General features: G+C 62.1%; 22 protein-coding genes and 6 pseudogenes. 16 read left to right on the top strand and 12 right to left on the bottom strand.

Going from position 1 to position 25246, the window contains the following annotated elements:
* Window positions 1-12: 12 nt before the first annotated feature.
* From ACX3P1_RS22875 to ACX3P1_RS22855, 5 genes are all read left to right on the top strand, one after another.
* The gene (locus ACX3P1_RS22875) at window positions 13-861 is read left to right on the top strand and encodes an ABC transporter permease (protein ID WP_459081886.1); all 849 of its coding nucleotides are present in this window, start codon (window positions 13-15) and stop codon (window positions 859-861) included.
* Complete coding sequence (locus ACX3P1_RS22870; RefSeq protein ID WP_459081885.1) at window positions 858-1709, top strand: ABC transporter permease; 852 nt, start codon at window positions 858-860, stop codon at window positions 1707-1709. Before ACX3P1_RS22875 ends, ACX3P1_RS22870 begins: the two co-directional genes overlap by 4 nt.
* Before the next feature lie 24 nt (window positions 1710-1733).
* Entirely contained in the window at window positions 1734-2732 is a 999-nt protein-coding gene (locus tag ACX3P1_RS22865) for a 4-hydroxyproline epimerase (protein WP_459081884.1), read from the top strand.
* 13 nt (window positions 2733-2745) lie between these two features.
* Complete coding sequence (locus ACX3P1_RS22860; RefSeq protein ID WP_459081883.1) at window positions 2746-3531, top strand: pyrroline-5-carboxylate reductase family protein; 786 nt, start codon at window positions 2746-2748, stop codon at window positions 3529-3531.
* A gap of 64 nt (window positions 3532-3595) precedes the next feature.
* Window positions 3596-3778 carry a GNAT family N-acetyltransferase gene (locus ACX3P1_RS22855; RefSeq protein WP_459081882.1) on the top strand — a complete coding sequence of 61 codons (183 nt, stop codon included), beginning with the start codon at window positions 3596-3598 and terminating at the stop codon, window positions 3776-3778.
* A 220-nt stretch (window positions 3779-3998) separates the two neighbouring features.
* On the opposite strand, the gene ACX3P1_RS22850 is transcribed toward ACX3P1_RS22855, so the two are convergent.
* From ACX3P1_RS22850 to ACX3P1_RS22825, 6 genes and pseudogenes are all read right to left on the bottom strand, one after another.
* Complete coding sequence (locus ACX3P1_RS22850) at window positions 3999-6434, bottom strand: membrane-bound PQQ-dependent dehydrogenase, glucose/quinate/shikimate family (RefSeq protein WP_459081881.1); 2436 nt, start codon at window positions 6432-6434, stop codon at window positions 3999-4001.
* Window positions 6435-6447: 13 nt separating this feature from the next.
* Window positions 6448-6762, bottom strand: a complete 315-nt coding sequence (locus ACX3P1_RS22845) for a DoxX family protein (protein ID WP_459081880.1) — start codon at window positions 6760-6762, stop codon at window positions 6448-6450.
* Between the two features lie 112 nt (window positions 6763-6874).
* Window positions 6875-7512 (bottom strand): annotated as a pseudogene (locus ACX3P1_RS22840) (pirin family protein); the annotation flags it as partial.
* A 246-nt stretch (window positions 7513-7758) separates the two neighbouring features.
* Entirely contained in the window at window positions 7759-8556 is a 798-nt protein-coding gene (locus ACX3P1_RS22835) for an isochorismatase family protein (protein WP_459081879.1), read from the bottom strand.
* A gap of 82 nt (window positions 8557-8638) precedes the next feature.
* On the bottom strand, window positions 8639-9250 hold the full coding sequence (locus ACX3P1_RS22830) for an alpha/beta hydrolase (RefSeq protein ID WP_459081878.1): 612 nt from the start codon (window positions 9248-9250) through the stop codon (window positions 8639-8641).
* A 53-nt stretch (window positions 9251-9303) separates the two neighbouring features.
* The gene (locus ACX3P1_RS22825; RefSeq protein WP_459081877.1) at window positions 9304-10236 is read right to left on the bottom strand and encodes a ring-cleaving dioxygenase; all 933 of its coding nucleotides are present in this window, start codon (window positions 10234-10236) and stop codon (window positions 9304-9306) included.
* 112 nt (window positions 10237-10348) lie between these two features.
* Here ACX3P1_RS22825 and ACX3P1_RS22820 point away from each other — a divergent pair, with 112 nt between their 5' ends.
* From ACX3P1_RS22820 to ACX3P1_RS22790, 7 genes and pseudogenes are all read left to right on the top strand, one after another.
* The gene (locus ACX3P1_RS22820; RefSeq protein WP_459081876.1) at window positions 10349-11248 is read left to right on the top strand and encodes a LysR family transcriptional regulator; all 900 of its coding nucleotides are present in this window, start codon (window positions 10349-10351) and stop codon (window positions 11246-11248) included.
* 61 nt (window positions 11249-11309) lie between these two features.
* Window positions 11310-11570: pseudogene (locus ACX3P1_RS22815) on the top strand (maleylacetate reductase); the annotation flags it as partial.
* A 145-nt stretch (window positions 11571-11715) separates the two neighbouring features.
* Window positions 11716-13275, top strand: coding sequence for a VOC family protein (locus tag ACX3P1_RS22810; RefSeq protein ID WP_459081874.1), 1560 nt, complete (start codon window positions 11716-11718; stop codon window positions 13273-13275).
* A complete protein-coding gene (locus tag ACX3P1_RS22805; protein ID WP_459081873.1) occupies window positions 13268-13594 on the top strand; it encodes a GNAT family N-acetyltransferase in 327 nt (108 codons plus the stop codon). The genes ACX3P1_RS22810 and ACX3P1_RS22805 overlap by 8 nt, the downstream gene beginning before the upstream one ends.
* A 196-nt stretch (window positions 13595-13790) precedes the next feature.
* Entirely contained in the window at window positions 13791-15446 is a 1656-nt protein-coding gene (locus ACX3P1_RS22800) for an acetolactate synthase large subunit (RefSeq protein WP_459081872.1), read from the top strand.
* 13 nt (window positions 15447-15459) lie between these two features.
* Window positions 15460-15627: pseudogene (locus tag ACX3P1_RS22795) on the top strand (aldehyde dehydrogenase family protein); the annotation flags it as partial.
* Window positions 15628-15641: 14 nt separating this feature from the next.
* Window positions 15642-15914, top strand: a pseudogene (locus tag ACX3P1_RS22790) (transposase); the annotation flags it as partial.
* A gap of 256 nt (window positions 15915-16170) precedes the next feature.
* Here the strand turns inward: ACX3P1_RS22790 and ACX3P1_RS22785 are convergent.
* From ACX3P1_RS22785 to ACX3P1_RS22775, 3 genes are all read right to left on the bottom strand, one after another.
* On the bottom strand, window positions 16171-17019 hold the full coding sequence (locus tag ACX3P1_RS22785) for a beta-keto acid cleavage family enzyme (protein WP_459081871.1): 849 nt from the start codon (window positions 17017-17019) through the stop codon (window positions 16171-16173).
* Window positions 17016-18008: a DUF5996 family protein gene (locus ACX3P1_RS22780; protein WP_459081870.1), complete on the bottom strand. Its 993-nt coding sequence runs from the start codon at window positions 18006-18008 to the stop codon at window positions 17016-17018. Before ACX3P1_RS22780 ends, ACX3P1_RS22785 begins: the two co-directional genes overlap by 4 nt.
* A gap of 165 nt (window positions 18009-18173) precedes the next feature.
* Window positions 18174-19520: a PQQ-dependent sugar dehydrogenase gene (locus tag ACX3P1_RS22775; RefSeq protein WP_459081869.1), complete on the bottom strand. Its 1347-nt coding sequence runs from the start codon at window positions 19518-19520 to the stop codon at window positions 18174-18176.
* 173 nt (window positions 19521-19693) lie between these two features.
* Here ACX3P1_RS22775 and ACX3P1_RS22770 point away from each other — a divergent pair, with 173 nt between their 5' ends.
* Window positions 19694-20269, top strand: a complete 576-nt coding sequence (locus ACX3P1_RS22770) for an NADPH-dependent FMN reductase (protein ID WP_459081905.1) — start codon at window positions 19694-19696, stop codon at window positions 20267-20269.
* On the opposite strand, the gene ACX3P1_RS22765 is transcribed toward ACX3P1_RS22770, so the two are convergent.
* A complete protein-coding gene (locus tag ACX3P1_RS22765; RefSeq protein ID WP_459081868.1) occupies window positions 20259-21326 on the bottom strand; it encodes a maleylacetate reductase in 1068 nt (355 codons plus the stop codon). The two genes, ACX3P1_RS22770 and ACX3P1_RS22765, sit on opposite strands and share 11 nt — an antisense overlap.
* Window positions 21327-21463: 137 nt before the next feature.
* Here ACX3P1_RS22765 and ACX3P1_RS22760 point away from each other — a divergent pair, with 137 nt between their 5' ends.
* Window positions 21464-21658, top strand: a complete 195-nt coding sequence (locus ACX3P1_RS22760; protein ID WP_459081867.1) for a hypothetical protein — start codon at window positions 21464-21466, stop codon at window positions 21656-21658.
* Window positions 21659-21914: 256 nt separating this feature from the next.
* On the opposite strand, the gene ACX3P1_RS22755 is transcribed toward ACX3P1_RS22760, so the two are convergent.
* Window positions 21915-22220, bottom strand: coding sequence for a helix-turn-helix domain-containing protein (locus tag ACX3P1_RS22755; protein ID WP_459081866.1), 306 nt, complete (start codon window positions 22218-22220; stop codon window positions 21915-21917).
* 29 nt (window positions 22221-22249) lie between these two features.
* Window positions 22250-22987 (bottom strand): annotated as a pseudogene (locus ACX3P1_RS22750) (endonuclease/exonuclease/phosphatase family protein); the annotation flags it as partial.
* Window positions 22988-23070: 83 nt separating this feature from the next.
* On the opposite strand from ACX3P1_RS22750, the gene ACX3P1_RS22745 reads away from it, so the two are divergent.
* Together ACX3P1_RS22745 and ACX3P1_RS22740 are read left to right on the top strand one after the other, a co-directional pair.
* The gene (locus ACX3P1_RS22745; RefSeq protein ID WP_459081865.1) at window positions 23071-24579 is read left to right on the top strand and encodes a xanthine dehydrogenase family protein molybdopterin-binding subunit; all 1509 of its coding nucleotides are present in this window, start codon (window positions 23071-23073) and stop codon (window positions 24577-24579) included.
* A gap of 138 nt (window positions 24580-24717) precedes the next feature.
* Window positions 24718-24927 (top strand): annotated as a pseudogene (locus tag ACX3P1_RS22740) (helix-turn-helix domain-containing protein); the annotation flags it as partial.
* Window positions 24928-25246 lie beyond the last annotated feature (319 nt).

Raw genomic sequence — 25246 nt, 5'->3', positions numbered from 1 at the left:
GGCAATTTCGTCATGGATACTTCAGCCTTGACTGATACCTTCGATGCATGGACCGACGCAGCCCTGGAATGGCTGGACGACAATGGCGGGTTTATATTCGATTTCCTGCGGACGGTGCTCGGAGGCTTTTACGATGGCGTGCTGTGGGCGCTTAACGTATCCCCGTTTTATATCGTCGCGTTGATTTTCGCTGTTTTGGGTTGGCGCCTGATAAATTTCTGGTCTGGTGCGCTGATCGGCGCAGCCTTGATCTTCTGCGCCATGATGGGCCTTTGGCCAGAAACCACGAGCACCTTGGCCCTTGTGGTGACCGCGACAGTCCTGGCGCTGGCGATCGCGCTGCCCATGGGCGTTGTTGCCGGTTTCAGCCCGACGCTCAACCGTCTGCTTGGGCCGGTCATGGATCTGATCCAGACAATGCCGCCCTACATTTACCTGCTGCCCGCCATCGCCTTGTTCGGCTTTGGGCCTGCAACGGCAATGGTCGCCACTGTCGTCGTGGCGCTGCCGCCGGCACTGCGGCTGACCGCCCTCGGCATCCGCCTGACCCCCACCGAGTTCATCGAACTGGGCCAAGCCACCGGCATGAACGCCTGGCAGATGTTCTATAAGATCCGCCTGCCTTTCGCGATGCCGAGCATCATGGCCGGCATCAATCAGAGCCTGATGATGGCCTTCGGCATGGTTGTGATCGCCGGTATCGTCGGGTCGGGTGGGCTTGGCCAGACGATCTATGAAGCCATCCGCACGCTCGATATCGCCAAGGCGATCGACGGCGCCATCGCTATCGTCATCCTGACGATGGTCCTGGATCGCCTGTCGCAAAGCGGAGTTAATACCGGGCAGGGAGAACACGCATGAATCTCTCCGATATCCACTTGTCCCCTGGCGTCCTCTTGGCGCCGGCGATCGATTGGCTCAACATCAATCTGCACCCGATGTTCGCGGCAATCAGCGCCGTCATCGAAACGATCCTCGGCGGCGTTGAAACGGCGCTGCTGTCGATGCCTTTCTATGTGTTGATCGCCGTTGTAGCGGGGCTCGCCTTTGCGTTCATCGGCCTGCGGGCGGCAATCCTGGCTGTCTGCACGCTGAGCTTCTGCCTGTTGGCAGGGCTTTGGGAAGACTCGATGAAAACCATTGCGCTGGTGTCGGTCGCGGTCATCGTATCGGTGCTGATCGCATTTCCGCTCGGCATCCTCGCCAGCCGCGTGAAAGGCTTCGAAACCGCCGTCCGGCCTGTGCTCGACATCATGCAGACCGTGCCGCCGTGGGTTTATCTCATCCCCGCCGTGATGCTTTTTAGTCTGGGGCGCGTGCCTGCTATTATGGCTACGATCGTCTATGGCATTCCGCCGATGCTTCGGCTGACGACGCTTGCGTTCAACCAGGTCCCCAAAGACCTGCTCGAACTTGGTCAGGCCATCGGCGCGCCTCCACGCTCGATCCTGATGAAGATCGAAATCCCCGCCGCCATGCCAACGCTGCTGGTCGGTCTAAACCAATGCATCCTGCTGTCGCTGGCGATGGTGGTGCTGGCAGGGCTCGTCGGGGCCGGTGGCCTGGGTGGTGAAGTCACGCGCGGTCTGACCCGCATGGAAATGGGGCTGGGCCTTCGGGCGGGGCTCGCGATCGTCGCGGTGGCGCTGCTTCTCGACGGGCTCTCTCGCGGCGCGTTGCAGCGCGCCAACAGGCCAACAAATAAATAGCAAGGCTGGCGGAGGGCTTCACACATGCGGCGCAGTTTCTTTTGTATCGATGCCCATACCTGCGGCAACCCTGTTCGCGTCGTTGCCGGTGGCGGTCCTTTGCTGCCTAACCTTCCGATTGCCGAGCGCCGCGAGATTTTTGTTCGCGACCACGACTGGATTCGCAAGGCGCTGATGTTTGAGCCGCGCGGGCACGACATCATGTCCGGTGCGATCATTTACCCGGCCTCGCGGAAGGACTGCGACTTTGCGGTATTGTTCATCGAGGTCAGCGGCTGCCTGCCGATGTGCGGAGCAGGGACCATTGGGGTGGTGACGGTCGCTATCGAAGAGGGCCTGGTAACCCCTCGGGTAGCCGGTAAACTCTCAATCGAAACACCGGCGGGGCGCGTCGATATCGACTACGACAAGCCGGGCGACTTCGTCGAGAGCGTGCGCATGTTCAACGTCCCGAGCTACCTGCATAGCGCGGATGTTAGCGTGGATGTTCCAGGTATCGGCACGCTGGTGGTCGACATCGCCTATGGCGGCAACTACTACGCGGTGGTCGAGCCGCAGCCGAATTGGGCGGGGTTGGACGGTTGCTCGGTCGACGACATCGTCAGCGTGAGCCGACGGCTCAGGACAGCGCTGACCGACATCTGCAACCCCGTTCATCCCGACGATGCCCGCATCCGTGGCGTCCATCATGCCCTTTGGTGCGACAAGCCGACCAGCGCGGCGGCCGATGGCCGCTCGGCGGTGTTTTATGGCGACAAGGCGATCGACCGGTCGCCCGGCGGCACCGGCACCTCGGCCCGGCTTGCGCAGTTGCATGGCAAGGGCAGGCTCAAGGTCGGCGATGCCTATCGCGCCGAAAGCCTGATCGGAACGATCTTCGAGGGCCGCGTCGAAGCCGCTGTCACTATCGGCCCCCACGAGGGTATTCTGCCAAGTGTCGGCGGCTGGGCTCGCATTATCGGGCATAACACCATCTTCGTGGACGACCGCGATCCGCTGGCGCACGGATTTCAGCTAACTTAATTGGAGTAGCACAATGATCGTTGAACGGGTGGGCATCATCGGCGGTGCGGGTTGGCTGGGTTCGGCTATTGCCGGGTCTCTGGTGTCATCAGGAGCGGTAGATCCCACGCGGTTAATTTGCTCCTATCGCTCGACCAAACCCAGCAATTCAACCGGCTGGCAATGGACGCAGGACAATGCCGAACTCGTCGCGACGTCTGACATCATTATCGTTTCGGTGCAGCCGGCCGATTGGCCTTCTCTTTCCATCAAAGCCGCTGATAAACTGGTGATTTCCGTGATGGCGGGAATAAGGATAGCCGACCTGCAACAGCGTACCGGCGCGAAGCGCCTGGCGCGCGCGCTGCCGAACGCAGCCGCAAAGGCCGGGGCTTCTTACACCCCGATCTTCATGAAATCTGAGATAGCTGACGACGACGCGACGGTACGCAACCTTTTCGAAGCCTGTGGTATCGTCGATCTGGTGGTCGAGGAGGATCAGATCGATTACTTCACGGGAATGTCAGGTTCCGGTCCCGCTTTCCCATCATTGCTTGTTGAAGCAATGATGGGGGACGCCATTGATCGTGGAATTCCTTCGGAGATCGCGCGGCGGGCCGCTTTGCAAACTTTGATCGGCGCTGCGCGGACCTTTGAGTTGCATGAAACCAATCCGGTCGAAACCGTAAAGGCGTTTGTCGACTACAAGGGCACGACGGCTGCCGCGATAAACAAAATGAGGGAGCTTGGATTTGCCTCAGCCGTGCGGGCCGGACTGGAAGCAGCCTACCTGAAAGCCCAAGCTCTTTCGCGAAACTAGTGTCATGATCACCAAAGAGGATGACCCGCGCCACGGTCGCTACGTCGCCGTATCGATGGCATAGATGCCGAGGGCGAAATTTCCTTTACGTCATCGCGGCCCAGGCATCATCAGTGCCGATCATACCGGCGTGCCGGACGCCATGGCCGGGCACGGCGTGGCCAAGGCGCTGCTGGAACTCATGGTCGATGACGCACGACAAACCGGCCTCCGCATCATCCCCCTCTGCCCATTCGTGCGCAAGTAATCTGCGCGTCACCCCGAATGGGCGGACGTGTTTACGACCGATCAGGGTGACACAGATCGCCAAGATTAGCAGCCCGATGATCGGAGACTAAGAAGGACTGACGTTACTGGCAGCATGCAAGTGAAGGCGTTGGTAGACCGTGCGGTATCGGAACTCGGTTCCCTTTGTCGCCTTCAATAATGCTGGCTCAAACCGCAAGTGGGCAGCGTGAAGATAGAAACTACCGGGCCGGGAGAGAATAGGCGACGATGTAATCGCCGCGATCGGGAGACTGGCGCGCTCCGCCCGCAGAGATCACCACATATTGCTTGCCGGTTTTCGGAGATTTGTAGGTCATCGGTCCGCCCTGGCTGCCGACGGGCAACCGGCCTTTCCAGACCTCCTTGCCGGTGGCGGTGTCCCAGGCGCGCAGATAGTAGTCCTGACTTCCGGCGAAGAACAGCAGACCGCCCTGCGTTGCAAGCGAGCCGCCCAGCGTCGGAAGACCGACGGGGAGGGGAAGCCCCATTTTAAGGCCCAGCGGCCCGGTATCCTCAACCGATCCGACCGGCACCTGCCAGGCGATCTTCTGCGTTTTCAGATCGATCGCCGTCATGGTTCCAAATGGCGGTTCCTGACATGGAACGCCCAGGGGTGACATGAAGCGATCCTTGATGACGGAGAAAGGTGTTCCGCCAAGCGGCACTTCGCCCATGCCTGCGTTCGGTGCTTCGCCACCTGAGGAAAGAGCGCCACTTTCCTGTTGCGGCACCATCTGAATCCAAAGACCCAGCCGCATATCGTTGACGAAGATCAGGTCATTGTTGGGGTCGGCGGAAATGCCGCCCCAGTTCATGCCGCCGAGCGAACCGGGAAAGGACAGCGATACGTCAACGTCGGGGACAGTGAAAAGTCCGTCATAGCGCATACCTTTGAACCAGATGCGGCAGATGAGCTGATCAAACGGGGTGGCGCCCCACATATCGGCTTCACGCAGCGTCTGCGCGCCGATCTGCGGCATACCGACGGAAAAGGGCTGTGTCGGCGAATAAGGCTCGTTTGGAATCGTACCGGGCCGTACGGGGCGCTCCTCGACCGCCGTCAGCGGTTCACCGGTTCTGCGGTCAAGTACGAAAATCTGCCCGGCCTTGGTGCCGACCACCAACGCGGGCACCCGCGATCCATCCGCCTTGGGGAAATCGATCAGGGTAGGCGCCATCGGCACGTCGAAATCCCACAGGTCGTTATGGACAGTCTGATAGACCCATTTGCGCACGCCCGTCGTCGCATCGACAGCCAGAACCGAGGCTCCATAGGTGAGATCGAGCTTGGTGCGGTTCGCTCCCCACAGATCGACGGAAGGGCTTCCGACCGGCATGAATACGGTATTCATCGCGGGGTCATAGGACATACCGGCCCAGACGTTCGGTGTGGATCGTTTGAAAGTTTCGCCCGGCTGGAGCGGCGCATTGGGATCATCGCTGCCCGGATCAAAATGCCAGCGCATCTGGCCGATAACGACGTCGAAGCCGCGCACCACGCCGCCGGGCATGTCCACTTTCACGTTGTCGGCGACACGTCCGCCGACAACGACCGTGGTGCCGGCCACAGTGGGGGCCGATGTCATCGTATAGTAGGCAATATTACCAAGATCGCCCATATTCTCGGTCAGATTGACGATGCCGTCGCGTCCGAAGCCGGTACACAATTTGCCGGTGTCGGCATTCAGGGCGACCAGCCGCGCATCAATGGTGTTCATGAGAACGCGGCGCTCGCAAGTGTCGCCCGCCGGAAGCGCGACCGGCGTTACCGGTGTTGCGCCGGGCTCCTCGGGTTGTTGCAGCGGCGCATTGATGTCGAAATAGGCCATGCCCCGGCAGCGCTCCCAGATGCCGCCGACATTGGCGTTGAAATCGGTGCGCCAGATCTGCTCGCCGGTGTCGACATCAAGGGCGATGACATTGTTTTTCGGCGTGCAGACAAAGAGCTTGTCTCCGATCTGCATGGGCGTGAGCTGGTCTTCGGCGCCAGAGCCGGTGGACTGCGGAATATCGCCGGTGCGGAATGTCCAGGCGACCTGCAGCTGATCGACATTATCGGCATTGATCTGGTCGAGCGCGGCAAAGCGGGTGCTTTCGGCGTCATTGCCGTAATTTGCCCAGTTCTTCTGTTCTTTCTGAGGGTCGACCGGAACCCGCTGCGCGACCGCTTTTTCAGCGGCGACTTCCGGGTGGATCTGGAACATGGAGACAAAGCCTGCAACAGCAGCGAGGCCGAGCACGGCTCCGGCTGCAAGTCCCGTTCTGGCGATTGTCCGGCCGTTCTCATTGCGGCTCAGGAGAGGGATGGTGAATGCCACGGCGGAGGCCCCGACCGTCAGGGCCATGAGGCGGGAGACCAGCCCCCAATAGTCGAAGCCGACTTCCCAAAGCGACCAGAGGATTGTGCCAAGAAAAACCAGGCCAAAGAGCCATACGCCGGACATGCGCCCGCGGCCGATCTGGATGGCGGCGGCCAGAAGGACAAGGCCGGTGACCAGGAAATACCAGCTTCCGCCGCGCGAGATGAGCATACCGCCGCCGACAACGAAGAACAGCCCGGCGGCGAGCAGGATCAGCGCCAGAAGCGCCAGCCAGATGCGGGCGGCTACAGGTAAGGAGTACGACGTGGGGGCCATGATCGTTGTACTTTCATGATTCAAAAACGCGGCAGGGCTTAAGCAGAACTAGTCTGCTATCCCGATAGCTGTAAACAAGTCCCGATGGCTTCACGAGCACGACCGCGCCATCGCCAGCCAAGAATACCGCCAGAAGGGCCGCTGCCCAGAATGCCGGGTACTCCCAACCGCCATCAGCATTGCTGAACAGCCAGCCCTTTTTGCCGTGGACGGTGACGATGGTTCCCACAATCAACGGCACAAGCAACACGGCTGCCCATCGCGGATAGATGCCAAGAATGAGACAAGCCGCGCCGACCAGTTCGGCCGCGATCGTGACGTAAGCCATCCAGCCCGGCAGACCAAGGGACTGAAAGAAGGAAATCGTGCCTGCGATACGTTCTTGATCGTATCGGCGACAAGTGGACGGTGCTGATCGTCTGTCTCTTGGTCAGGGGACCAATGCCGCGATCCTCATGGTTGTCGGGCAGCGGTATCTTCGCGCCGGGTTGCAGGACGGCGTCGGCGTAGAACATTTCGGAGAAGGTTTTGACCGGCGCGCGCTGACCCCACGCACTGCCGAGTATGAGCCGAACCTCCTTGCCCTCGCCTGTGATGAGGGGAAGGGCTTCCTTGTCCTGATGCTCGAAAGTCGCTGTCATGTCTTCATGAGCCTCGGGCAGGGCCACCCAAGTCTGGATGCCGAACAGCGACTGGTTCAGCCGGGCGCGGGTCTGCGCGCTGGTCCTTTCCGAGTGGGTCACGCCGTTTCCGGCGACCATCCAGTTGACCTCACCCGGATAAATCATCTGGTTGGTGCCGAGGCTGTCGCGATGCTGGAACTCGCCCTGATAGAGATAGGTGACGGTTGCAAGCCCGATATGGGGGTGGGGACGCACGTCGATGCCGCCCTCGTCGATGAATTCGGCCGGTCCCATCTGGTCGAAGAAGGACCGACCATCTGGCGCTTGGGCGCTGGCAAGGCGCGCCGCACCTCGAACCCGCCGAGGTCGCGCGATCGCGGCACGATCAGCGTCTCGATTTCATCGATATTGCCTGCTTCCGGGCATTTGGGGTCGATGTCGGGCATCCAGCTCATCAGTTTCTCCTTGGACCTGGTAAGTTAATCTGCAAGCGGCTAGCAGCTTTGATTCCTGCCGGCCACCACCCTCCTTGTATCCAAGCGACGATTGCAGGCCAGTATCGGGGGCAGCACGGGTTCGCGCGTTGGCTTCCCGTCGAGATCTGCGACATCAGCGCATTTATGGATAAGTCTGCGGGAAAATATAATTTGATAATTTGGGCGCTGCACGCGGTTGTGAAACCGCGTGCAGCAAGTCGTACTTTACTTCTTCGCGGCTTCCTGAGCGCGCGCGTAGCTTTCGGCCACGGCGTGGTACTCAGGAACCAGTTCGCTGTACAGCGAACCCCAGGTCGCGGCATCGTCGCGGTTCCAGGTGCGATGGGTTTCGCTGAGGATGGTGTTGGTCGTCACCGGTTGAATACCGGCGTTCGCCATGCGCAGCATGGCTGCGTCAGACGCCATCTTGCTCACGTCGCCCGAGGCATCCATCACCGCGAACACCTTGTAGCCGTCAGCCTGTGCCTGAAGCGCCGGGAACGCGACGCATACGCTGGTCCAGACACCAGCTATGATCAGCGTCTTGCGGCCGGTGGCCTCAACGGCCTTGACGAAGTCTTCATTATCCCAGGAGCTGACCTCGCCTTTGCGCCCGACATAGATGGCGTTCGGAGCGGCTGCGGGCAGCTCTGCCATGATCGGGCCGTTCGGACCATCAGGCTCGGAAGCCGTGTAGATGATCGGAATACCGGCCTGCTCTGCTATCTTGGCAAGGGCCACCGTATTGGCGCGCAGGGTAGCAACGTCAATGTCATTGACAGTCTGGAACAGGCCTGTCTGGTGATCAAGCAGCAGAAGGACAGCGTCATTCGGGTCAAGCAGTGCGTCGAAAGCCGCCTGGGTCGGCTGGCGCGAAAGGCCCTGGATTGTTGGCGTCTGAGACGCTTCCTGTGCCTGGGCGAGGCCGACACTGGCGACTGGCTGCATGAGCAGCGCAGCGGCAGTTGCCAAGGTCATAAGTCCCTTGGCCAATCGTTTAGAGATGTTCATCGGATTCTCCATCTATTACTTGGTAGACTTCGGTTTTGTCCGCCCAAAGGCGCTTTCAGGCGCGTTGCGTCTGCGCCCTTATCCACAAACGGGGCTACCGGTCCCGTCTGAGGAAAGTGGTGATGACGTCAATTTCCTGCGGTCGCACTTCATGGCCGCCGTCGTGCAATTGCAGGTCGGCCTTGGCGCCTTGACCTTCGAGATACGCCGCCAGCGTCTCGGTCAGGGGAAGGGGGCAGATCGGATCATGCCGGCCGGCGGTGATCAGGATGCGCCGACCGTTCATGCCCGGATTGGCCGTGGGTTCCCACGGGATCAGCGGATGCATCAGCACGACCCGGTCGAAGAGATCCGGCACTTTGAAGATCACGGAAGCGAGAATGTTCGCACCGTTCGAATAGCCGAGCCCGTAAACGGGCGCGTCTTCAGCCGCCTCGCGATGCGCCCGGATGAAGCCCGCCATCTTTTCCGTGCGGGCTTCGAGATCCGCCATGTCGTAAACCCCTTCTGCCTTCCTGCGGAAGAAGCGGTTGGCGCCGAATTCGGAGACGTCGCCGCGCGGCGAGACGATCCCGGCATCGGGCAGGACCTGTTCGATCAGGCCGGTGAACTGGTGCTCATCGCCGCCCGTCCCGTGAAAGGTGAAGACGATCGGCGCGCCGGCGGCGGGCTGTTTGGCAAAGTGATGATAGGTGTCGCGGGACATGGCGTTCTCCTTGGACATTCCCCGCCGGCCGGACCGGCGGGGAGACAGTGGGATCAATCGACGATGGGCGGGAGGATTTCCTCGATCCGGCTGCGCAGATGCTCATGCTGGGCGGGAATCTTTAGCGCCTGACCCAGATGGGCGCTGTCTTCGTCGCGGTCGAAGCCGGGCTCGTTGGTCGCCACCTCGAACAGGACGCCACCGGGGGTGCGGAAGTAGATGGCCCAGAAATAGTCGCGGTCGATGACCGGCGTGACATGGTAGCCGGTATCCATCAGCGCCTTGCGCACCTCAAGCTGCGCGGCGCGGTCATCGACGGCGAAGGCGACGTGGTGAACCGAACCGGCCCCCTGGCGGGCGACCGGTGCGCCGGGCAGCACTTCGAGATCGATGAAGTCGGCGCCATTGCCGTTCCTGACCGCATAACGGGTCAGCCCGCCACTGGTGTCGACTTCTTCATAGCCCATGAACTTGAGCAGCTCGCCCGTCGCGCCACCGTCACGAAGCCGCATGGTGACGCCATGGAAACCGTGGACGCCGTCATCGACCGCGACCGGGCCGCCGGCGAAGGGCAGGCGTTTGTCGCCATCGACCTCGACCAGCGCGAAGCCATCGCCGTCGGGACCGGCAAAGCGCAGGCGCTTCTCGCCAAATGCTTCGTTCGCCTCAAGGCCGCTCAGGCTCTGTGCGGTGAAACGGTCCTTCCAGTAGCCGAGCGTACCTTTAGGCACCGAAAGCAGGGTTTCGGAAACCTCGCCCGCTCCGCGATTGCCCTTGATAATATTCGGGAAGGGGAAATAGGTCATCACCGTGCCGGCCGAGCCGGTCTCGTCACCGTAATAGAGGTGATAGACGTCCGGCGCGTCGAAATTGACGGTCTTCTTGACCCGGCGCAGGCCGAGCGTTCCGGTGAAGAAATCGTTGTTCTGCTGCGCATCCGCCGCCATCGACGTGACGTGGTGCAGGCCCTTGATCTGGGTGAGCATGGTAGTGTCCTCGCTCTCGGTTGTCTTGATGACTGAAGATAGGATGAACCGGTCTCGACCAGAACCGTGATAATCTTGCATTGATTGTTGCGTTTGGTGTAATAATGCCGCGATGGGTGAACTTGAATCTCTTCGCGTATTCCTGGCCGTGGCCGAGCAGGGCAGCTTTGCCGGCGCGGCGCGCCAACTCGCCATGACGCCTGCTTCCGTTACCCGCACGATCGCCGCTCTCGAGAGGCGGCTCGGTGTGCAGTTGCTGGTCAGAACAACGCGGCAGGTGTCGCTGACCTCGGCGGGAGCCGTCTACGCGGCGCGGGTGGCGCCGCTGTCGGACGGTCTGGCGCGTGCGGCGGAGGACACTCGCGAGGAACAGGGCATCACCTCCGGCACCATAAGGATCAGTGCGCCAATCTCGCTCGGGATGAAGGTGCTGCCTCCGGTGCTGTCGCAATTCGTCACGCTCCACCCACAGACCCATGTGTCGCTGGCGCTCACCGACAGATTCGTCGACATCGTCGAGGATGAATACGATCTCGCCATCCGCATCTCCGGTCCGCCAGACGACAAATCGACCATCTGGCGCAAGATATGCGAAGTGCAGCGTGTGCTTATCGCGTCTCCGGCCTATCTGACCGCCCGCGACACCCCCACCTCTCCCGATGATCTCGCCGATCATGCCTGCCTCAGCTACCGCTTCGACGCGCGCGAGGAGCAGTGGGAACTGACAAGGGGACCGAGCCGCCGCGTACACAAGGCGAGCGGCGCTTTCAGCGCCAACAATGGCGATCTGCTTGCCCGCCTTGCCGTCAACGGCGAGGGCATCGCGCTTCTGCCCCGCTTCATCATCGATGACGATCTCGCGGCCGGCCGTCTCGTGGAAGTGCTGCCCGAATGGAGCGCGCCGCAGATCTGGCTCACGCTCTACTATCCGCCCTATGAGCGGCTGCCGCTGAAGGTCGCGACCTTCTCCGACTTTTTCGAAGCCTATATCACCGATCTCAGTTCGTTCTGAGCCGCAAGAGGTGCAGCGACCATCCTTCGAGCCCGATTTCACCTATTCCTCTCCATCCGTGCGCGACCGCAATCCGGTTTCGACGCTGTTCGCCATCGAGGGATTGCGCGCCTTCCGCGATGGTCTGCCGATAATCCGGGAGAGCCCGCGGGACCTGACGGCGCGCGGCGAGACGCTTTACGGCGCATGGCCGTGCGGTACGGTGCTTGGGCAGGTCGGTATGGCGCTGCATCACAAGCTTTGCCATGTGCTCGGCGGCTCCTTTGGCCTGCCTCATGCCGAGACCCACGTCGTAATGCTGCCCTATCCGGCGGCGGCGAATTGATCGAGAGTGGGATTATGGATATGCCCACCTTACTCTTCATCGCACGGGTGAGAGCACTTGCGAGACCTCAGTGCCGCCAGCGCGGGAGCGACCTGACGGCTGTCCGGTTGCCGACGACGCGCATCATCCCCGGAGTTGCTGTTTGAACAGTACAGCCGCCAGCGGCATCCATCATGTCACACTCATCACGCGCCATGTGCAGGCCAATGTCGATTTCTATGTCGGCTTCCTCGGCCTGCGCCTGGTCAAGCGCACCGGCGGCTATGAGGACGCCTTGCAGTTGCACCTGTTCTACGGGGATCGCCTCGGTTCCCCCGGCTCGCTGATCACCTTCCTCGTCTGGGAGGACGGAGCAGCGGGACGGGTCGGCACGGGCCAGGTCGCGGAGATCGCCCTTGCGGTGCCGCCCGACAGCCTCGGCGAGTGGATGACGCGCGCCCTGCGTGCTGGCGTGCCGTTCGAGGGGCCGTCGCGCGAGTTCGGCGAACCGGTGCTGCGACTGAAGGACCCCGACGGGTTCATCGTCAAGCTGGTGGGCGCGGATATTGCCGCCGCGCAGCCCTGGGGCGAGGTGGCGGTGGCCCCGCGCCGCCTGCGCGCGGTGACGATCCTGACCGAGACGCCGGAGGAGACGGCGGCATTTGTCGCCCGGTTCGGCTACCGGCCGGGACCGCGTATGGAAAACACCACGCGCATGGTCTGCGCCGCCGACGCCATCGATATCCGAGATGTCTCCGGCTATGTGCCGGGCATTCCGGGCACCGGCACCGCCGATCATGTCGCCTTCCGCGCCGCGGATGTTGCCGCCGTCACCGCCGAGGAGCAGGCCCTGTCGCGCCTCAATTCGTCGGCGACCACTGTGCACGACCGCAAATATTTCACCTCGCTCTATGTGCGCGAGCCGGGAGGAACGCTGTTCGAACTCGCTACCGATGGGCCGGGCTTTACGGTCGACGAAGATGCTGGGCATCTGGGCGAGACGCTGCTGGTGCCGCCGCATGATAAGGCCAGGGAGCAGGACATCGCGGTGATGCTGCCGCAATTCTCGATGCCTGGCGAGCCGCGCATGGCGCCGCGCGACCTGCCCTTCGTGCACCGCTTCCATGTGCCGGGCAATCCTGACGACAGCACGATCGTGCTGCTTCACGGCAGCGGCGGCAACGAAGCCGACCTGATGCCGCTGGCCCGGCGTATCGCCCCGCGCGCCACGCTGCTTGGCGTGCGCGGGCGCAGTCACGAGGAAGGGAACGCCCGCTGGTTTCGCCGGCTGACCGCGACCCGCTTCGACCAGCCCGACATAAAAGCCGAGGCCGAGGCCTTCGCGGCCTTCGTGGAGGGCGCGGTCGCCGCCTATCGGCTAGACGCCACGCGCATTACATTCATTGGTCATTCGAACGGCGCGAATTTCGCCGCCGCCGTCATGGTGCTTTATCCGCAAACCATCCGCCGGGCGGTGCTGCTGCGGGCCACACCGGTGCTGGAGGAACTGCCGCCGACCGGGCTGGAAGGGACGTGGGTGCTGATGCTGGCGGGTGCGCGCGACCCATTCGGCAAGGGTGCACCGGTGCTGGCCGACTGGCTCAGGACCGCCGGCGCGGCGCTGGAATGGCGCAGCGTTGATGCCGGCCATGAAATCGTGGCGGATGACGAGGTACTGGCGCGGCAATGGTTCATGCAGGAGAGCGGAGAAGCAGATGGCTGAAATCAGGATTACCCGGGAAGACCGTGACGCGCGCGCGGGGCGCTACGTGGCTCGCATCGACAGCATCGAGGGCGAAGCCGAGATCACCTTCACCAAACGGGGACCCGAACTCATCAGCGCCGACCATACCAGCGCCCCGGAGACGATGCGGGGCACCGGTGCTGCTGCCGCCCTCGTCTCGTTCATGGTGGAGGATGCCCGCAAGAATGGCTTCCGGATCGTGCCGGTCTGTCCCTATGTCCGGGCACAATACCGCAAGCATCCTGACTGGCAGGACGTGATGACGCTCAGGCCCGACGAGGTGGCAGCTGGCGCCTGATCGATCGACCGCTGCCGCGAAAACAGAAAGCGGAGGTGTTATTACTGAACTAATCACGAAATGTGCCAGTCTGCCCTCGGGAGCGAGTGCACGATGCCATTCTCACAACGCAGCATAGCCGATGTGAGGCAATTGGGCTTGCCCGCGGATGGTAACCACCAATACCGTCGAAGTCACCACTGGAAGGAGTGTGATCATGCCTAAGGGGTCAGAGCTGTTTGTCGCCGCGCTCGAAAACGAGGGTGTCGACCGTATCTTCGGTGTGCCTGGCGAGGAAAATCTCGACATGATCGAGGCGCTGCGGACCTCGCGCATCGAACTGATCCTGACGCGACACGAGCAGGCGGCGGCTTTCATGGCAGCGACCCATGGCCGGCTTACGGGAAGGCCCGGCGTCTGCCTCGCAACGCTTGGCCCAGGCGCTCTCAATTTTTCGACCGGCGCGGCCTATGCCCATCTTGGCGCAATGCCGATGATTCTCATCACCGGCCAGAAGCCCGTGATGAGCGCCAAGCAGGCCCGCTTCCAGATCGTTGATATCGTCGCATCTATGAAGCCGCTCACAAAGATGACGCGCCAGATCGTCAGCGCGGCGGCCATCCCGGCGACGGTTCGGGAGGCCTTCAGAGTTGCGATGGAAGAGCGTCCGGGGCCGGTCCATCTCGAACTTCCAGAGGACGTCGCGGCCGAGAAGGTCGAGAACATCTCCATTATTCCGGTCCACCTGTTTGAGCGCCCCGTTGCCCATCCTTCCTCGCTTGATTTGGCGGCCGAGACGATTCTCGGCGCCACGCGGCCCCTCGTGATGATCGGGGCGGCGGGAAACCGGCCTTCTCTGGTCGACGCGCTGTCCACTTTCGTCATGCGCACTGGCCTGCCCTTTTTCAACACGCAGATGGGAAAAGGCGCCGTGACCGGCGGCTCCAATCTCTACATGGGCACCGCCGCGCTCTCCGAAGGCGACTATGTCCATGAGGCCGTCGAGCGCGCTGACCTGATCGTCGCTATCGGCCATGATACGATCGAGAAGCCGCCCTTCCTGATGCAGAGCGCTGGCGGCCCGAGGGTCGTCCATATCAGTTATCAATCAGCCACGGTCGAACAGGTTTACCACCCGAATATTGAAGTGATTGGCGATATTGGCGCTTCGGTCAAAGCGCTTGGCGAACTGCTCGAGGGCTGCCTGCCCCCCGACAAGGAGATGCTCGAGCTTCGCAAAAGGATCCTCGCCCGCCTCAACGACCGCGCCGAGGAAGACCGCTTTCCGATCACACCTCAGCGCATCATCCACGATGTCCGCAAGGTCATGCCGGAAGATGGCGTCGTCTGCCTCGACAATGGCATGTATAAGATCTGGTTCGCCCGCAACTACCGCACCCATGTCGCCAACACGTTACTTCTCGACAACGCGCTCGCCACGATGGGAGCAGGTTTGCCGTCGGCGATGATGGCGGCGATGATCTATCCCCATCGCCGTGTCATGGCGGTCTGCGGCGATGGTGGTTTCATGATGAACTCGCAGGAAATGGAAACGGCGGTGCGGCTGGGGCTGAACCTCGTCGTGGTTATCTTGAATGACAGCGCCTATGGCATGATCCGCTGGAAACAGGCGGTCGATGGTTTTCAGGATTTCGGCATGAGTTTTGGTAACCCCGACTTCGTGCGTTATGCCGAGGCCTACGGCGCGAAAGGTTCACGGGTAAGCGCGGTTGAAGACCTCGCGCCGACGCTTGAGGCCGCGTTCGCCGGCGGCGGCGTTCATCTGGTCGATGTGCCGATAGACTATTCCGAGAATATCCGCGTACTCGTCGATGAGTTGCGCAACCGTACGCCCGATGTGGATTGTAAGTAAAAGGAACTTGACAATGCTAGAGGTCGTGCAGGCTTTCGATCGCGTTCCGATTGCTGAGATCGAGACCGATGATGCCGCAGCGCTGGAACGCAAGCTGCAGGCTGCCGAACGTGCATTCAAAGACCGCGATGGTTGGCTCAAGCCTCATCAACGCGTTGCAATTCTCCGCAAACTGGCCGCGGGATTACGCCGAGGGCCAACTCCAGCGGCGGCAAGGAGCGGCTTGGCAGAATATCGAAGCGAGGCAACAAGCAGTTACGAACACTGCTGATCGTCGGCGCGACATCGATCCTTAAGCAGGCACGTCGTGGCATGAAGCTGTCCGCCTGGGTCGTCTCCTTAATCGTGCGGCGGCCCTACTAGGTCGCGGCCGTAGCGCTGGCCAACAAGATGGCGCGCACAATCTGGGCGCTTCTCGTCAAGGGGGGGGTACCTACCGGGCGCCGGTTATCATGGCGACGGCATTAGGATAAACGGAATTCCGGCGTCTCGGCGCCGGGATGTAGCGGCAAGGTGCCAAAAGCGTGATGAACCCGAGGACGATAACCTCGATACCGCTCAGTCGAGCGCGTCAAAGTGATCAGGCGATCCGGATCGCGGATATCATCGTGGCCAGCGGTCAAATGACCGCGCCAACAGGCCGGACATATGACTGCACCGTCCGACGGAGATTTGCGCAGAGAATACCTTGCCAACCGGGCCGTTCCACATATGAGGAAAGAACCTAACTAAAAGCGACAGCGCCCGTCCGCCTCAGTCCAAGCATCATCCGCGCTTCCTCCCAAGTCGCCACCGGGCGCGTGTGGCGCTCGCACAGCTCCGTTGCACGGCGCACAAGGGCGGCGTTGGAGGGAGCAAGCGTATTTCGGTCGAGCCTCACGTTGTCCTCTAGTCCCGTGCGCACATGTCCGCCTGTAGCGATGCACCACTCGTTGAGTTCGATCTGGCGCCACCCGATACCTGCACCGCACCATAGCGCGCTGGGCAGGAGGCGCCGTGTCGTTCGGACATAGAAATCGAAGACCTCACGATCGGCAGGCATTGCATTCTTCACGCCCATGACGAACTGAACGTAGGGCGCATCCATGATCTTGCCGTCCCGGACCATCTCGGCTGCTTTGAACAGGTGGCTGAGATCGAACACCTCGATCTCCGGCTTGACATCATGGATCATCATCTGCCCCGCGAGCCAGTCAACGAGCTCAGGAGGATTCTCATACACCCGCGTGGGAAAGTTGTTCGATCCTACGGCGAGCGAGGCCATGTCCGGCCGCAGGGGCAGCATGCCCCCACGTTCGCTTCCCGTACCGGATCGGCCGCCCGTGGAAAACTGGATGATCATGCCGGGACAATGCTTCCGGATGTCTTCCTGCAGGCGCCCGAACCTTGCCGGGTCCGAGCTGGGCTGGCCTTCATCATCGCGGACGTGGCAGTGTACGATCGAAGCGCCGATCTCGAAGGCCTCCTGCGTGCTCTCGACCTGTTCCGCCACGGAAATGGGAACGGCTGGGTTGTCTGACTTCTGCGGAAGAGACCCGGTGATGGCAACGCAGATGATGCATGGTGTTGTCACGCCAGTTCTCCCGTCCTCCCGACGGCAGGCGGTGCTGCCTTCACCTGTCTGGGAATCCCCGGCCTGCCCGGCTCGCATTCCAGCGAACTCCGGGGCCAGCCGCCTGCGTCCGCGGCAGCGCCATATGTCGATTCAAGGAATCGCATCAGCGTACGCTCCGGATCAGCGCTCCGCCGCACGGCCTCGTAGGGGAGGAGGAACTCGCCGAGCGTCGTGTCGAACCGAGCCTCCTGGGGCTCCACGTTCCGCTCGCTGAAGCCGACTGGCGCAGGATAGGCGTAGGAATAGAACATCGCCTCGTCGACTCCGGAGCCGCCCGGCCAGAATCCTGCCGACGACACTTCGTGGCTGTAAGCTTCCTGCGAGACGGTGTCAGGAAGACCCGGCACGCCTCCGGGATGCAAGGGTGCGTCTCGCCCGGAAAAGCGCGTGACCGCCAGGTCGAGCGATCCCCAAAAGAGATGCACTGGCGAGACCTTGCCGAGGAAGCTCGTGCGGAATCCCTCGAACACGCGTGCGATACGTACAAGGGCCTGATGGAAGCGCTGCACCGCTTCCATGGCGTAGGGCCTCCCCACTTCGTCCTGCGCGAACGGAACCGGGTTGGCGGTCTCGTTGGGAGAGCCGTGCATCAATGGCTGTCCACCGACGGACCTGATTACATGGGAGGTCCGGTCGAAGAATTCCGCAACGCTCATCGACCCCAGCGGGAAGGTCGCCCTTGCGCCTCCCTCCGCCTCGGCCACCAGGACGTGGTCACAGAAATCCAGGCTGATGGTGATGAGGCCTCCCGCGTCGGGAACCGGACCAGTAGTCAGCCCGCGTGGCGTGACATAGAGCGTCGCGTGCCACGAGTGGTTGACCCAGGGTGTGTGGGCGAGACGGTATTTGCCGAGGATCTGGGACCACAGGTGCAGTGCCGTGCAGGTCTCGCGCCATTCGGCATAGGGGATCGAGGGCCATGGCACCGCGGGAAGGCTTCCTGCCAAACCGATCTCCTTGTTCGTGGTGCCCGGAGCATCTCTATTGGGCCACGTCTCTCGGCTACCTTGCCGACAGCCTCGATTGTCGAGGGCTCCTACCTGCACCCCATCTGACCAGAGCAGGGCTTCTCAGTCCAGCCCTGGTCAGAGACTCGATTCGTCAGGAGCGGATTATGGCTTTCCTGCCGTGACACGGAAGATCGTGCCGTTGGTGTCGTCGCTCACGAGCAGGGAACCGTCCTGTGCGACAGCCAGCCCGGTCGGGCGACCCCAGACCTTGGCGTTGTCGAGCACAAAGCCAGTCATGAAGTCTTCGTAGACACCAGTCGGCTTTCCGTTTTCGAACAGGGCGCGGACGACCTTGTAGCCGGTGCGCAGTTCACGGTTCCAGGACCCGCGCATCGTCGCAAAGGCGTCGCCGCGATATTCCTCGGGAAATTGATTTCCCTCATAGAAGGCGATCTGCATCGTCGACGAATGCGGCTGGAGCAGCACGTCGGGAACAAGGACCTTGTCCTTGAGATCGGGACGCTCGCTGGAATGCGCAGGGTCCTCGTTGCCGCCCGTATAGTACCAGGGCCACCCGTAGAACCCGCCCTCCTGCACGCTGGTCAGGTAGTCTGGCACCAAGTTCGGGCCGATGTGGTCGCGCTCGTTACCGGTGCACCAAAGCGTGTTCGTTCCGGGCTGGATGGTCATGCCCGAGCAATTCCGCAGCCCTGTTGCGAAATTGCGGATGCTCTGGCCTTCCGGATCGAAGACGCGAACCACCGCCCGGTTCTCTTCATCGTCCCAGGCAGCGCCAAGGCCGTGCGTCTCTTCATGAGCTTTGATTTGCTCCTCACTCATCTTCGGCATCGCGCCAGCGACGTTCGAAGCGGATCCAATCGACACATAAAGACGCTGCCCGTCGGGTGAAACCGCAAGGTCGCGGGTCCAGTGCCGAACGGTCGGGATGTCCGCGATGATGGTTTCGGCCGCGCCGCCAGCCTTGCGATCGCCGGGCTTGTACGGATAGCGCACGACCTTGTCAGCCGAAGCTACATAGACGTACGTCGGCTCGGCGGGCGGGAAAAAGGCGATGCCGAACGGTCGGTCAAGCCCCTCCGAGAATGTCTCTGGTTCGGTTTTTCCCGATGCGTCGGCGGCAAAGACCAGCACCCGTCCGCTTCCCGTTTCAGCCACGAAGATGTCGCCGTTGGGAGCGGTCCGGAGGACGCGTGGCTGGTTCAGGCCGCTGGCGAACACCTCGACTTTGAACCCCTCAGGAACTTTTGGCATCGCTCCGTCGGGCGCGGGGACCACGGTGGCCATGTTTTCGAAATCCGGGGCCTCAGGATCATTGTCGGTAAGGCTGGGCGGCGGCAGGTCGGCGGGCGTTATGTGGCGACGCACACCGGGAGAGTCAGGTTCCCAGGTTCCGAAGGCGGCCTCTCCCGTCAGGACCTCCTGCGCCTGCAGGGGTGTCCAGGCCGCGATGGCCAGCGGGAGAGCAAGCAGCATCGGCAATCTGCGCATTGGTCATTCCTCCCAAAAACGCTGCCGGGTTGCCCGGACAGCAACTAAATAGAACTCGCAACGTCCGCAGAAGTTCCGGGCACCCACCTTTAGCTTCCCTTTGGAAGAGTCCTTGGTGACACAGCCCTTTCCGTTCTCTAACTGGAGGGACGCGCAGAAGCGAAAGGATGGCCATGCAACTGATCGGAATATCCGGAAGCCTGAGGCAAGGCTCCTACAACTCGGCGCTGCTGAGGGCAGCGCCCGGCTTGATGCCGGACGGCACAAAGCTAGACATCCGGTCGATTGCCGAAATTCCGCTCTACAACGGCGACGTCGAGGCTGCCGAAGGCATCCCGCCCGCCGTGGCTGAACTCAAGGACGCGATCGCGGCGGCCGACGGGCTGCTCATCGTAACGCCCGAATACAACAACTCCATCCCGGGAGTGCTCAAGAACGCGGTGGACTGGCTCACCCGCCCGGGCTCGGACATCAAGCGGGTCTGGGGCGGGAAACCCGTGGCGATCATCGGCGCGTCGCCCGGGAGGTTCGGAACGATCCTGAGCCAGAACGCATGGTTGCCCGTGATGCGTACGCTCGGAGCGGATTTGTGGACCAGAGGCCGTCTGATGGTCGCACAGGCAGGCGGCCTCTTCAGCGACGATGGCGAGCTGACGGACGAGCAGACCCGGACAAGGCTGCAGCGGTTCCTGGAAGATTTTGCGGCTCATTGCGAGCAGGGCGCGCGAGGGGCGACCGTCATGAGGTGAGGGGCGATTTTCCGCTCCACGCTCGTTCCAGCAAGTGCCTGAGACCATGCGCCTCGAGCGGGCGCGGGTTCCAGTAAGGATTAGCCAGCGCTTCCTCGACGGCGGGTCCGATCCCGTCCTCGGGCATGCCGAGATCGCGGAGCGTCATCACCCCGCCAAGGGACCGGGTCAGATTGAAAAGGCCATGCGGGGCATCCGATACGCGAAGTGCCCGGGCGACGCGCTCCATGGCATCCGGTGCCGCAGGCGCGTTGTAAGCGGCTGTATGCGGCAGAAGAGCCGCATGCGTTTCCGCATGGGGCAAGTCGAACATACCGCCCAGGACATGGGCGAGCTTGTGGTGCAGCGCCATCGTGGTCGCCCCGAGCACGCCGCCGCAAAGAAAGGCGCCGTATAGGGCATCCGCCCTGCCTTCCGCGTCAGCGAGGTCAACGATAATCCTCGGGAGCGCGCTCGCCAGCTTGGCAATGCCCTCTTCAGCCATGAGCGACAGGACGGGGTTGCCGTCTGTCGCATAGAGCGCCTCGACCGCGTGCGCGATCGCATTCATGCCCGAAGTGACGGAGGTCTTCGCCGGGAGCGTCAGCGTCAGGTCGATGTCGTAGATCACCGTCTCCGGCAGGACCTTCGGAGTACGCTGGGTGGTCTTGCGTCCTTCGAGCGTTTCGCCAAGCACCGGAGTCATCTCGGACCCGGCATAGGTCGTCGGCAGCACGATCTGCGGCAGGTCTGTGCGGAGGGCGAGCGCCTTGGACAGGCCGATCGCGGAACCCCCTCCAATGGCGACAAGGATATCCGCGCCAGACTCCCGCACCATAGCCAGGGAGCGCTCCGTCGCGTCGACGGGCGTGTGCATGACGGCTTCGGGACATACGCCCGCGCTGAGGGAGCCGAGATGCACGGCGATGTCTGCGGCGAGGCGTTCCCCCCGTCCTGGCGTGCTGAGTACGATGGCTCGGCGGCCCCCAAGTCGCTCGACCTCTTCCCTGAGCTGATGCCTGGCTCCCCTTCCGAACACGACTCGGGTAGGGAGCGGCTCGTAGATGAACATTTGCATAGGAGCTCCTTTCCGACCATTCCCGGACAGCGGCATAAGGTAGAACGCTCTACGGGAGCCCGATTATTGCATCATATAGCGCGCCGTCCGTTGACTCCCACCGACCCGCCATAGCCCTCGGCGGCGTCGCTGGGCTGATGGATTACTTCAACCAGGAGCTGGTGGATACGGCGCCGCACCTCGGAGCGAAAAGCATCGCCGAGCTCGGCGCTGACACGTCATTGTGGACACGTTCGGCAAAAGCGAAATCCTACATCGCCATGGTACTTCGAAACCTTTCTTACCGAATGTTGGAAGGATGGGAACCGTTGCGGACGACATCTGTTTCATGACGTCAAACAGCGAGGACGGAAGGCCACCTACGCTAAGAGAGAGGTGTGACATCCGGTGGCAAGCACCACGCCACCTACGCCGGGCGACGGTCGCCATGTCGCCACCAGCAGCACCGTCAGATGGCAGCGCGGGCATTGAACACTGCACGCGCTTTGGCGTGAAGGGGTCATGCGCTTACGCGTCGGCGCTTGCTTGTCTTGTCGCAGTCATATTGCCGCTGGGGCGCTTGAACGGGCCAAGCTCCACCAAACCCGGTCATGGAACGTCATCTGGTCGAACAATGCCGCCTTCGCCTTCGAGAATGGCGAGGCGCCTGGTCGATGAGCTGTTGAACTTCAGGTGAACTCCCGCGCCGCTGCCATCCTCGCTTTCGGGAATGAACACGGCGCCAACCGATTCGAGGGCCTCCCGGATGCGGGAAATGGTTTCCGCGTCCGGCTTTGCCAGCTTTCGCTCGAACTGTTCGACAACTGAAACCTCGGTACCGGCAAGTCTGGCGAGCGTGTCGCGTGATATTTCGACAAGGGCGCGCGCCGCCCGGCATTGAGCACTGGTAATCATTCTTCTCGTCCTGTCCCTGCGATCACCGCCTAAGCGGCAGCTAACCTGTCCGGTTTCGAAGCTTGATCCGAGCCCGTGGCCGAGAGATCAATCACGGCCTTGAGCGGCAGATGATCGGACGCGACCCGTGCCAGCGGCGTATCATGCAAGTTCACGCTCGAAATGAGATTGTGTGGAGAACCGAGAACGCGATCAAGAGCCAAAATAGGAAACCGTGCCGGGAAACTCGGTATCGGCGCGTGCAGGGGACCAAAAGCTGGTGCGAGCCCTTGCAAAGCCGATTTGTGACCGAGCCGCCATTCGTTGAAATCGCCCATCAGCAGAACCGGACGTCCATCCTCGGGCTCGGCAACGGACAGCAATGCGGCGATCTGGAGCACCCTGCAACGGCGCAGCAAGCCCAGATGCGCCGCGATGATCCGCAAAGGCCCGGTCGGCAGGTCCAGATCGACCACCAGCGCGCCGCGCGGTTCGAGACCCGGCAGATCGAGCTGATGGGCGGCCGTGACGCTGCCTTGCCGGTACAGGATGACGTTTCCGTGCCAGCCATGGCCGCCTTGCGAAAACTCCAGAGGAACCGGGACAAGGCCGCATTCACGCTTGAGTATATCGAGGTCGAGAAGACCGGCTCGATCGCCGAAACGCCGGTCCGCTTCCTGCAAGGCAATGACGTCGGGCTTGATCTCGTTGATCACCCTTACCGTTCGATGTGGGTCGAAGCAGCGATCCCTGCCAACGCCTTTGTGGATGTTGTACGAGGCGATAAGGGCAGATCGGCTCGGACACGCTCAAGCGCTACGATTCGCACGGCAAGACCAACGGCACCCAGACCTACACGATTGATCTGAAAATGGACGGGCTGGTGACGGCCGTCATGATCCATCCGCCGAAATTCGGCGCCGAGGTTGCGAGCTTCGACGCCGCCAAGGCCAAGGCGCTGGACGGCATCGTCGATGTGATCCAGACGCCACGCGGCATCGCCGTGGTCGGCACCAATATGTGGACCGCGCTCAAGGGGCGCGATCTTGTGGAGGTGAAGTGGAACGAGGCCAAGGCCGAAAAGCGCGGCACCGCCGAGATCATGGTGGAATACAACAAGACCGCCGCTGGCCCGGCTGCAGCCACCGCGCGCAATGACGGCGACGCGGCAGGTGCTCTGGCAAATGCCGCCAAGGTCGTGGAGGGGCGCTACGAGTTTCCCTATCTCGCCCATGCCTCGATCGAACCGCTCAACGCGGTTGCCCGCGTCAATGAGGACGGCACCATCGATGTCTGGGGCGGACACCAGATGCCGGATATCTATCAGGCCGCCGCCGCGCAGGTCGGCGGCACGACGCCGGACAAGGTGAGGCTGCATGTGATGAAGACTGGCGGCAGCTTTGGCCGCCGCGCGGTCTCGGATGCCGATCTGATCGTCGAGGCGGTCGCTACGGCGCGCGCACTCGGCCCCGGCAAACCGGTGAAGGTGCAGTGGACCCGCGAAAACGACATGCGCGGTGGGCGCTACCGCCCAGCCTATGTCCATGCCATCAAGGCGGGTCTCGACAAGGACGGCAAGATCATCGCTCTTCACGACCACATCGTCGGCCAGTCCATAATGGGCGGCTCGCCGATGGCGGCAATGATCAAGGACGGCATCGACCCGACTTCCGTGGAGGGCGCAGCCAACCTGCCCTACGCGATCCCAAACCTGAAGATCGACCTGACGACGACCGACGTGAAGATTCCCGTGCTGTGGTGGCGTTCGGTCGGCTCGACCCACACCGCCTATGTCATGGAAACCTTCATCGACGAGCTTGCCGCCGCGGCAAATCGCGATCCGGTCGAGTTCCGCCTGTCGATGCTGGACGAGCACCCCCGCCATGCCGCCGTTTTGAAGCTGGCGGCCGAAAAAGCCGATTGGAACACGCCTTTGCCGGAAGGCCGCTTCCGTGGTGTCGCGCTGCATGAAAGCTTCTCAACCTTCGTCGCCGAGGTGGTCGAGATCACCTACAAGGGTGGCAGCGACTTCACGGTTGATCGCGTGGTCTGTGCAGTTGATTGCGGTATCGCGATCAATCCTGACCAGATCCGCGCCCAGATGGAAGGCGGCATCGGCTTCGGGCTGGGAGCGATCCTGCAGGAAGAGCTCACACTCACGGGAGGCGTGGTGGATCAGGAGAACTATGACACCTACACGCCGCTGAGGATAGACCAGATGCCGAGCATCGAGGTGCATATCGTGGCGTCCGACGAGCCGCCGACAGGCGTCGGCGAGCCGGGCGTGCCGCCGATCGGTCCGGCGGTTGGCAATGCCCTGCGTGCCGCTACGGGCAAGACCATCCGCAAGCTGCCACTGGTCAAGAATCTGTCGGCGTAAGCAGGACTTGGAACACGGCCGCGATGACGATCGCGGCCGTTATGACTTCCGGTTGGAGGCCGATCCATCTCGGTAGACTGGGACGTTTGGCTTTGCCCTGTGCGCAGCTTCTCCCGCCCATATTTTCTGCGAGGAACAGCAACCACCCAAAGGGCCCTTGCCGAGGCGTTCAGCAGCCGCTTTCCAAAAGTCACGCTCGATACCGACCGGTTGATCGATGATGGCGACATCATCACAGCGGGCGGGTTGATGTCCTGGACCGACCTCGGGCTGAGGCTGGTCGATCGTTTCCTGGGTCCAACCGTGATGCTGGAAGCGGCACAAATCCTTCTGATTGATCCGCCCGGCCCCTGGACCATCACCATCTCTTTGGTTGCGAAAGTTGTGATGGCAATGGAGTGGACGATTTCGATCGAGGGACAAACGAATTCAGCGATATCTGTTCGCAGAGAGGCACGGATCGACAAAAGCGATAAGCGTCTGCGCAACAGAGACTTGGAAGACCCCCAGGTCATACTAGCGTCTTCACCCGCGCTGGTGCCTGACTGGCAGAGCCCGTGTGCGTTGAATGCCCGAGTACCTTTTCCATGGCGTCGGGGCGGTCATGCATGGCGAGCTTGTCCATAATGGTGGCGCTGGCGTCGTTGAGGCCGACAACCTCGACCTC

The sequence above is a fragment of the Mesorhizobium sp. A623 genome, assembly GCF_054489405.1.
This window is presented reverse-complemented; position numbering and strand designations above follow the sequence as displayed.